The organism is Candidatus Termitispirillum reticulitermitis, from assembly GCF_054655775.1.
Genome location: NZ_BAAIHG010000049.1, coordinates 1 through 9,306, shown reverse-complemented (window position 1 = coordinate 9,306; position 9,306 = coordinate 1). Strand labels below are relative to the sequence as shown.

At 44.3% G+C, this 9,306-nt stretch carries 9 protein-coding genes, 1 other RNA gene and 1 pseudogene; 5 read left to right on the top strand and 6 right to left on the bottom strand.

Annotation, left to right across the window (positions count from 1 at the left end; all coding sequences use genetic code 11):
- From AC1MDJ_RS05695 to gltA, 5 genes and pseudogenes are all read left to right on the top strand, one after another.
- A pseudogene (locus tag AC1MDJ_RS05695) lies at positions 1-356 on the top strand (hypothetical protein); the annotation flags it as partial.
- A gap of 590 nt (positions 357-946) precedes the next feature.
- Positions 947-1,471: a GIY-YIG nuclease family protein gene (locus AC1MDJ_RS05690; RefSeq protein WP_479689977.1), complete on the top strand. Its 525-nt coding sequence runs from the start codon at positions 947-949 to the stop codon at positions 1,469-1,471.
- A 237-nt stretch (positions 1,472-1,708) separates the two neighbouring features.
- Positions 1,709-1,918: a hypothetical protein gene (locus AC1MDJ_RS05685; RefSeq protein WP_479689976.1), complete on the top strand. Its 210-nt coding sequence runs from the start codon at positions 1,709-1,711 to the stop codon at positions 1,916-1,918.
- A 135-nt stretch (positions 1,919-2,053) separates the two neighbouring features.
- Entirely contained in the window at positions 2,054-2,188 is a 135-nt protein-coding gene (locus tag AC1MDJ_RS05680) for a hypothetical protein (protein WP_479689975.1), read from the top strand.
- 84 nt (positions 2,189-2,272) lie between these two features.
- Entirely contained in the window at positions 2,273-3,655 is a 1,383-nt protein-coding gene (gene gltA, locus AC1MDJ_RS05675) for an NADPH-dependent glutamate synthase (protein ID WP_479689974.1), read from the top strand.
- A gap of 7 nt (positions 3,656-3,662) precedes the next feature.
- On the opposite strand, the gene typA is transcribed toward gltA, so the two are convergent.
- The 6 genes from typA to AC1MDJ_RS05645 form a co-directional block, all read right to left on the bottom strand.
- Positions 3,663-5,504 (bottom strand): translational GTPase TypA, encoded by a 1,842-nt coding sequence (gene typA / locus AC1MDJ_RS05670; protein ID WP_479689973.1) that lies wholly within the window; start codon positions 5,502-5,504, stop codon positions 3,663-3,665.
- On the bottom strand, positions 5,479-5,895 hold the full coding sequence (locus AC1MDJ_RS05665; protein WP_479689972.1) for a metal-dependent transcriptional regulator: 417 nt from the start codon (positions 5,893-5,895) through the stop codon (positions 5,479-5,481). Before AC1MDJ_RS05665 ends, typA begins: the two co-directional genes overlap by 26 nt.
- Positions 5,892-7,463, bottom strand: a complete 1,572-nt coding sequence (locus tag AC1MDJ_RS05660) for a SurA N-terminal domain-containing protein (protein ID WP_479689971.1) — start codon at positions 7,461-7,463, stop codon at positions 5,892-5,894. The genes AC1MDJ_RS05665 and AC1MDJ_RS05660 overlap by 4 nt, the downstream gene beginning before the upstream one ends.
- Before the next feature lie 31 nt (positions 7,464-7,494).
- An RNA gene (gene ffs / locus AC1MDJ_RS05655) (signal recognition particle sRNA small type) lies at positions 7,495-7,585 on the bottom strand.
- 166 nt (positions 7,586-7,751) lie between these two features.
- On the bottom strand, positions 7,752-8,528 hold the full coding sequence (locus AC1MDJ_RS05650; protein WP_479689970.1) for a DUF3943 domain-containing protein: 777 nt from the start codon (positions 8,526-8,528) through the stop codon (positions 7,752-7,754).
- Positions 8,512-9,006 (bottom strand): phosphatase PAP2 family protein, encoded by a 495-nt coding sequence (locus AC1MDJ_RS05645; RefSeq protein ID WP_479689969.1) that lies wholly within the window; start codon positions 9,004-9,006, stop codon positions 8,512-8,514. Before AC1MDJ_RS05645 ends, AC1MDJ_RS05650 begins: the two co-directional genes overlap by 17 nt.
- Between the last annotated feature and the right edge of the window lie 300 nt (positions 9,007-9,306).

Genomic DNA, 9,306 nt, shown 5'->3' with positions numbered 1-9,306 from the left:
TAGCGTTAGAGAAGGCGATGGAAGAGGCGATAAGGGAATGTATAGAGAAGGGGATATTGAGGGTATTTTTAGAAAAGAACTCAACGGAGGTAAGGAATATGTTGACAGCAGAGTTTAATATTGAAACAGCACAGAGGGTATGGTATGAGGACGGGGTGCTAGAGGGTGAGCAACGGGGTGAGCAACGGGGTATGCAACAGGGTATGCAACGGGGCAGACTTGAGGGTGAACGAGCAAAAGCCATTGAAACTGCCAGAAATTTTTTAGCACTTGGTATGCCTATTGATTTTGTATCAAAGGGCACAGGGCTTTCGCTTGCCGAGTTAAAAGAACTACAGAACGACATTGTCGTATAAAATAGTAGGCTGATTTTTTCTAAAATCATATTGACAGCCCCTTAAATATTTTTTACAATACCTAGATTTATTGATTTTAGGGGTATTTGATGCAACGTATGAGCAACACACACACACACAGCAAAAATCGTGCCAACAGGCATGCTGGGCATCTTGTAGTCTAGCTTATCTTGATTCTTTAACACAAACAGCTCACTTGTTGTCTGGTGAACCCGTAACCTGTAGGCTTGCGGGCGTAGATTCGCATTGTCGCACAGTGGCGCACGGCTATTTCACAAACCCTTTACCGCTAATATGAGCAATTTATCAATATTCACAGAGTTTTATGCTCAATTATGAGCAAAAACATAAATAATAGCCGTGCGGGCTAAAAGCGCAGGAGGATATTATGGCTGAAGAAGAAAAAAAGTGTAAGAACTGTAGGTTCTTCAATGGAAAAGTATGTTCTGTTGATGGGACAGAGAAGAACCCCGCCTGGAGTTGCAGTAACTTTTCATCTGTCCACTAGAGCATTCTAGTGTTGAGCAAGGGGGTTTGGGTATATGCCCAGCCCCCGTGAAGTGTTTTAAGTATGATTAAAGGAGAATACTATGAAAGAACGTTTAGAAAAGTTATATGTATCAGTAAGCAAGGAGATAAAGGAAACTGCATTTGCTCACGTAAGCTATAGCGAGTTGCTAATACCTAACCTATCAAAATTTTCAGCTACAGAGTTGAAAGAAAAACTCAGCAATAAAGCTGGGAAACATTTCATATACATTATCTCAACAGAACACTTTCCGTATCAACGTGAAGAAATTGTCAAAAAGTTTGACAAATTAGAGGTAAATACGTGCAAAATAAATGATGAAAATAACGAAGATAAATGGAAAGCCAGCAAAAATGGCAAGACTTGCTTATACGTTGGTAAATCAGATGACTTAGAAAAGCGGTTGAAGGAGCATTTGGGCTTACTAAAAGCTAAAACAACTTATGCTATGCACCTAAACGAGTGGTGGAAAGACGCAGACATAAAGATTACTATACTTGAGTATAACCTTGATATAAAATATGTAAAATTGCTGGAATATTCAATATGGAACGACCTAAAACCATTGTTTGGCAAGCAGGCATAGGCTATAGAAAGTAAAAAGCAAGCTCCTATATATACGTGGCTGGACTTATAAAAAGGTGCAAGCAATCCTTACAAGGGAGAGAATAAACACGAGTGTTTAACAATTCACAGATTGCTAAGAATATTACATTCTTTTCATTGCAATCTCTCGTATTTCTTAGATAGTTTTGAACGTCAAGATATTGATTGTCCTGTGCACCCCCCCTTTGTTATAGGGGATAATAAGCTGGTTGTATTAGTGGAACATCAGTCTACTGTGAACCCTAATATGCCGTTAAGGTTTTTAGAGTATATTGCCCGTTTATATGAGACGATACTCTCTGAGAAGCCAATATATACGACTCGTATAGTGGAGATACCTACTCCAGAGTTTATAGTGTTGTATAATGGGGCTACTTATATGCCCGATGAAAAGATATTAAAGCTATCGGATATGTTCAATGTGTAATTAGGTTGCTTGTCAACGTTATTTGCAAAAAACAAACCCACGCAGAGGTGCGGAGGCTTGACATAAACCTGTTGATAATACTAAAATTGGAAAAGCGATATTGGTGACTTGACGTGTCGCTTATCAAATCTATTCTTGCAAAAACAAGCTCGCTCAAAGGGTGCTACCTTTGCCTGTATGGAGGCAGAGGCTGAACTTATCGCCCTAATTAGAACTATGCCGAGCGACAAGGTTCTGCTTGCCCGCAAAATAATAGGGACAATAGCATAAGCAGAGACAGGGGGAAAAATTAGCAAGAGTAAGGGCTAATTATCCTTGTAATTTGCACAGGCTAGTGTTATCTTGGTGAACACTATGCCACAAGATATGTTTAAGAGGGTGGAGCTGCCTAAACAGCTACCAGATGAGCGCAGGCACAATTTCAGCGAGGTATCACTCGGCTATACGATTGCTATGGCACAGACTGAGGCGAGCAGATGTTTAGAGTGTCCAAAACCGCTTTGTAGGGACGGTTGTCCCGTCGGTATTCAGATACCTCAATTTATCCATTTCGTCAAGGGTGGCGACTTTGAGAGTGCTTATAATAAAATCGCAGAAGATTCTAACCTCCCTGCTATATGTGGCAGGGTATGCCCCCAAGAGGAGCAATGTGAAAAGCGTTGTGTCCGAGGCATAAAAGGCGATGCCGTATCTATCGGTGCTTTAGAGCGTTTTGTGGCAGACTGGTATATGAACAATAAACAATTTGCACCAGCTGATATAAAACAGAACGGCAAGCGGGTAGCAGTTGTGGGGGCGGGTCCGTCTGGGCTAACCTGTGCGGCTGACCTAGCAAAGCGTGGCTATAGCGTGACAGTGTTTGAGGCGTTGCATAAGGCGGGTGGCGTATTGAGCTATGGCATACCAGAGTTTCGCCTGCCGAAGGCACTTGTTGCACGTGAAATTAAGAATCTTGAAACTCTTGGTGTCAAGTTTGAAACAAATGTTGTAATAGGCAAGTCTGTCACGGTGGATGAACTATTCGCTGACGGTTTCAGAGCGGTTTTTATAGGCTCAGGTGCAGGGTTGCCAACGTTTATGAATATAGAAGGGGAGAATTTGAACGGCGTCTATGCTGCCAATGAATATCTGACGCGTTCTAACCTGATGAAAGCATATAGCAAAGATTCCACCACTCCCATTAAGCGCGGTGGCAGGGTGGCTGTGGTAGGTGCGGGCAATGTAGCTATGGACTCCGCGCGAACTGCTCTGCGTCTAGGAGCTAGCGAGGTGACCATAGTATATAGGCGCGGCAAAGATGAGATGCCCGCCCGTGAAGAAGAGATAGAAAATGCAGTTGAGGAGGGCGTCAAATTGCAGCTCCTGACCGCCCCCGTTGAAGTGATAGGTAAAAATTTCAAGGTAGCTGGTTTGCGCTGTCAAAAGATGGAGCTTGGCGAGGCAGACGTTTCAGGCAGACGGCGTCCCACACCTGTAAAGGGTAGCGAGTTTGTGCTGAACGTTGAAACCGTTATAGTTGCGATAGGTCAATCGCCTAATCCATTGCTCTGCAGGACGACTTCAGGATTGAACACCCATAAATGGGGCGGGATTATCGTCAATGAAGAAACTATGGAAAGCTCCAAGCCCAATGTCTATGCTGGTGGCGATGCCGTAACGGGTGCTGCAACCGTCATACTCGCTATGGGCGCGGGCAGGAAGGCTACAAAAGCCATAGATGAAAGATTAAAGGGCTAGCTATAACTTAAAGTTTGCCCGTCAAGCTCTTGCCTTTGTCAGAGTGCCGTTGCTGACCCGACAGCTTTGTCTTTCTGATGCGAATAGAGAGCGGCGTTACCTCCACCAGCTCGTCTGGAGCCAAGAAGTGTATAGATTCTTCCAGCGTCAGTGGCTTTATTGGGCGTAATATCGTATTCTCATCCTTAGCGGCAGCGCGTAGGTTCGTCAGTTTCTTCTCTTTGCAGGGGTTCACGTCTATGTCGTTGTCTTTGTTGTATTCCCCTATGACCATCCCCTCATAGACTACGTCACCAGGCACTACAAACAGCCTGCCACGTGGCTCTAGGTGGAATAGCCCGTAGGCAATGGCTTTCCCAGCTCTATCGGATACTAATGAGCCGTTAAAGCGGACTGGAAAGTCTCCGCGGTATTCTTCATAGCCCGAAAATAGCGAGTTCAGAATACCCGTGCCCTTTGTGTCAGTCATAAAGTCATTGCCATAGCCTATTAAACCGCGACTTGGTATGCTGAACTCTGCCCGAACCCTGCCTGTGCCTTTATTTACAAGGTTCGTCATGCGCCCCTTGCGTATGGATAGCTTTTCCGTCACTACGCCTAAGAATGTTTCCTCACAGTCTATATAAACTTGCTCTATCGGCTCTAATATTTTGCCATTTTCTTTGCGGAATATTACCTCAGGTCTGCCAGCTGACAGCTCAAAACCTTCGCGGCGCATAGTTTCTATCAATATTGCCAGCTGAAACTCCCCGCGTCCCTTAACTATAAACTCATCGTTTGAGAAGTCTTCCACTTGGATAGCTACATTGCGCAATGTTTCTTTATGCAGGCGTTCCCTAATGCGAGCTGCCTGAACCCATTTCCCTTCTTTGCCAGCAAGCGGAGACGTGTTTGCGCTGAACCGCATAGCGACTGTAGGCTCATCTACTCGCAGACGCGGTAGCACAACAGGTTTTTCTGATGTTGTGATAGTATCGCCGATAAACACGTCATCTATACCTGACAATATCGCTATATCGCCCGCAGAAACTGAACCAGTTTCCTTTATGGTAAGCCCGTCATAGACCTGCAGTTTTGATATGCGAACGCTTTTATTTTCTCCGTTCTCATCTACGCGTATCAGTTTGTCATTGCTTTCTACCTTGCCAGAATGAACCTTGCCGATTGCAAGCCTGCCTAGATAGTCTGAATAGCCTAAGTCGCTTACTAGCATTGAGAAAGGCGCGCTGTCGTCAACGGTAGGAGCGGGTATTTCCGCCAATATTTTGTCAAACAGCGGTGTCAGGTTTTTACGCTCATCTTCCTGCTGTTCCATAGCTACGCCATCTCTGCCTATAGCATATAGGAGCGGGAAGTCCAGCTGGTCTTCGGTAGCATCAAGGTCTATGAATAGGTCTAGTATCTCGTCCAGCACCTCGCTGACCCGTGCATCTTTGCGGTCTATCTTGTTTATAACTACTATTATACACAAGCCTCGTTCCAGTGCTTTTTTTAGCACAAAACGCGTCTGAGGTAGCGGACCCTCAGAGCTGTCAACCAGCAGAATTGCTCCATCTACCATAGATAGTGCGCGTTCAACCTCTCCGCCAAAGTCGGCATGACCAGGTGTGTCAACTATGTTTATACGCACGTTTTTATACGTCACGGCGCAGTTTTTTGCGGCAATCGTTATACCGCGTTCACGCTCTAAGTCCATATTATCCATAACACGTTCTTGCAAGCTCTGATTATCCCGCAGGATAGAGCCTTGCTTAAACATTGCATCCACCAATGTAGTCTTGCCGTGGTCAACGTGGGCGATTATTGCGATATTACGCAAATTTTCATTTTTCACTTGTTTGCTCTCCATTCATAAAATTTTTATAGTAATCTGCAAGTTTTGAGAAAGTCTCTTCGCTTATTGTATGCTCTATAGAACAGGCGTCCTGTTCCGCTATCTTTTCTGATATGCCTAGTTTGATAAAAAAACTTGTCAGCGTCTCATGCCGTTCAAATATATGCATAGCAAGTTGAATGCCCGATTCAGTCATCTCAATATTGCCATAAGGCTCTTGTTTCACAAGTCCGCGCTGTTTTAAGAGCCTTATAGCATTATTTACAGAGGGCATACGCACGTTCATAGTGCGCGACAGGTCTTTCACGCGCACATTCCCCGCGCTTTTTTGTTCCATATAGATATGCTCCAAATAGTCTTCTAAACTAGGGGAGATAGCGTTAATAGACACGCTGGATTCCGTCATAGGGTAAAATCAGGGTTTAACGTCACTTTATAACGTTTGCGCAACCCTGCCAAAAAGTCTTTCATAACCTCTTCTTGCTTAACACCCGTCAAATATTGGACTAGCGCAGGTTTTTCCTCGTCAAGAGCTTTCATATTAGGTGCTTTAACGCTGTCAACCTTTGCCACATATATACGTCCAGTTTGTTGGACAGGATAGCGGATGATTTCTCCGACCGGACGGGCTATGACTGCACTTAAAAAGCCGTCGTTAGCCTGCAGTTTAGCGGTGTCTGTCTGCCGCACGTTAGATATTGTCTGAGATTTTGCTTTGAGCTTGCCCGCAAGCACGTTGAAGTCATCAGCTTGCGCAGTGACCGCAATCATATTACTAAAGGCTACTGCTTCCGTCCAGTCGTTAACGGCTCGTTTATAAACCTGCTTTAGCTCTGGCAATGCACTAGGCACCTTGTCAAACATTTCATATAGATACACTCTGCCGCCTACGTCCATTAGCGGGGACACGTCAGTCTTTTCCATGCCAAACAGTGTGCGTTCCAGTTCAGCATCTTGCTTAAAGAATGCGCTTTTATCATCTTGGGAGAGCATTTCGGTGAGTGCCACTTTGAATGCATCTGGGTTTTTCTCAATATATGCCGTTATATTGCCCGCATTAGTAATATCGCGTGATAGACCATATATATGGTTGCGGAACGCCGACTGCTTTGCCGCTACCTCCATTTCCTTTAATAGCTGTGGTTTTGCCCGCTCAAATGGTGTCACCTTGCGCTCTGCGGACGTAAAACGAGATATTTCTGCAGTATATTTAGCCCGCAACTCGTTCTCACTGGGCGCGACGAACTTAAACGGAAAGCTGTCTACGTTAAAGCTGATATATTTCAGCTTTATACGTGCGGGCTGTCTATACTGCTCAATGTTTTCTTGAAAGTATTTATTTAGTGCATCATCATCTATATGTGCAGGTTTATATGCTTCGCTCGTTAGGGTAAAGTATGAGATATTATGGTTAGTTTGGCGATATTTGTATTCTTCCACTACCTCCCGTTCCGTTACAGCCACAGAGCCAGCTACGAGCATACGCAACTTGTTCACAGTAATCTGCTGGCGCACCTGTTCCTCATACGTGGTTGGCGTCAGCCCTTGTGAGGCAAGAATTTGCTGATATATGTTGATGTCAAACTGCCCGTCATTTTGGAAGTATAGTTGATTAGTAATAAAGCCTATCACCTCGCCATTGCTGATTGGCAGTTTCAGCCGCGCCGCCTCTAACAGCAATAGATGGTTGTCTATAAGCGTATTTAAGATATTCTGCCCCAGTAGCTTGTCGTTTTCTAACAGGGTATCAGCCTGTGCGCCGAAATATGCTTTCATCTGGGCTTTTACCTGCTCTGATGCCGTTTGATATTCGTTCACGGTGACTACGTCATCGCCTATGCGGGCAACGTAGCTGATGCGAGAGCTGTCGTCTCCCATGCCCCATACAAAAAATATTGTGGCTAGGAATGCTATTATTACAAGCCACAGGAGTATGTTTAGGAATTTACCCTTCTTGCGCATAGCTGTGAGCATAAATTGTTGTAGCTCCTTAAAATAAAAATTGGTCAGAGGTATCTAGCACCCAGACTAGCAGATTACCGTTGCTGCCTTCCGACCCTGGCGGGGTTCACCCGCAGTCTGCCGCAGATGCCATCTGACCAACCTGAATACTAGCAGAGGTGTAAATATTTGTCAAGACTAGTATGGGCGACTATCGTTTATTACTTAGGGCATTGTATAGCTCAATTGGCATTGTTGTCTAGTATAATGTGGGATACTATAATAAAAATAGGAGAGTTGTCAAAGTTGGTTTTGTGTTTATTAAAAACGCAGTGTAGCCATTATATTGTAACCATTCAGCCCACCGCTAGGCGTGAAAGTTGGAAAAGATATGACGGATATGGAGACATTTTGTTCCTCATCCGTTTTTTTACTTTTCACGAAAAAGCGGGCTGTTTCGGTAAGCGGGTCAATTAAAAACGCCACAGAGTAGCCTATTATCCTTGTGCCAAGCAGTTTATAATCATTTGATACTATGTGCCTCTTTGCCAGATAAAACCCTTCGCCTACTAGAGCGCCGCCTAATGGAGTGATTATTATATCTTGCCAGCTGGGTGTCTCCGCAAAAGCTTCAACGCCGAACTCCCAAAAGAACGTTGACACTATGAAAGAATATAGTAGGGCATAAGGCGCACTTGTCCCTGCAGAGCGCGCACCCATATAATATAAAGCTCCGCAGTATGGGTGGGCGATATAATTAAGTGTCCAGTCGTCGTGGTCCATAACGGGTCCATTTTTTACGTGTTTGAACCACTGCTTGTGTTTTCCGTGAATTGTTTTTTCGTCTTCTCCCCAGCCTGTGTAGCTTTCGGGCATTTGCCATAATATTGCAACCGCAATAATGCTTGCTCCTAATAAAAGCTCGGAATCTGTCACCATATATCGCCAGTCAATATTGCTCTCAAATAGCGAGTAGTCTCTATAGTATATATCAGGCGGAGGCTCTTTTGCATATACGACAGTTGAGTGTGTCAAAATCAGCAAAACTATAGTCGCTATGATGGCTTTGGAGGGCAGTTCCTTAAAATCGTTTAACATAGGTAATTGCAACTCCGCGTGTATCGGCAGTAAGAACAATATTTTCAATCTTGTCAACAAAAAGCCAAGTCCAAAAAGACGCTATCATAGCCCCAGCGATTACGTCGTGTATGTAGTGCTTATCAGTCGCAACCCTTGAGTAACCTGTGTAAGTTGCCATAAGATAGGGGATGGCGGCTCGCTTGAGACCATACCTTTTATGAACAAATGTAGCACCGCTGAATGCCATCGCCGTGTGACCGCTGGGGAAACTATCCTTCCTGTCGCCCTCTACGTAGTCAGGTCTCTTTTCGTTAATAGTGTATTTTAGTGCCATAACAGACAGTTGCATTGACCCCATAGATAAGCCAAGTTGTTTAGTAGCTGTCCAGCCATCTTCACTAACAGCAAGCCCAAGCGCGTAGCTAGGAACCATCATTTGAAAATAGTCGCCCATTCTTCGTGTATCTATCTGTGCCCACGCCTGCCCTGACAGCATGAAAAAGGCAACAAACAACATCAGAATCAATATCTTTTTAATTGAAAACTCCTAAAATATTCCAAAGTATACTAAAATAATACGTTAATGCAAATAATCTGTCAACAGAAAGATTGAACTAAATTTGCTAAGACATGCGTGTCATGAGAAACAATATGCTATTTTAATGGGTTGCTGGGGCGATGTGTCAATGTTTTCTCTTGATGGTTCCTAGCTACGCGCTTGGGCTTGCTGTTAGTGAAGATGGCTGGACAGCTACTAAACAACTTGGCTTATCTATGGGGTCAATGCAACTGTCTG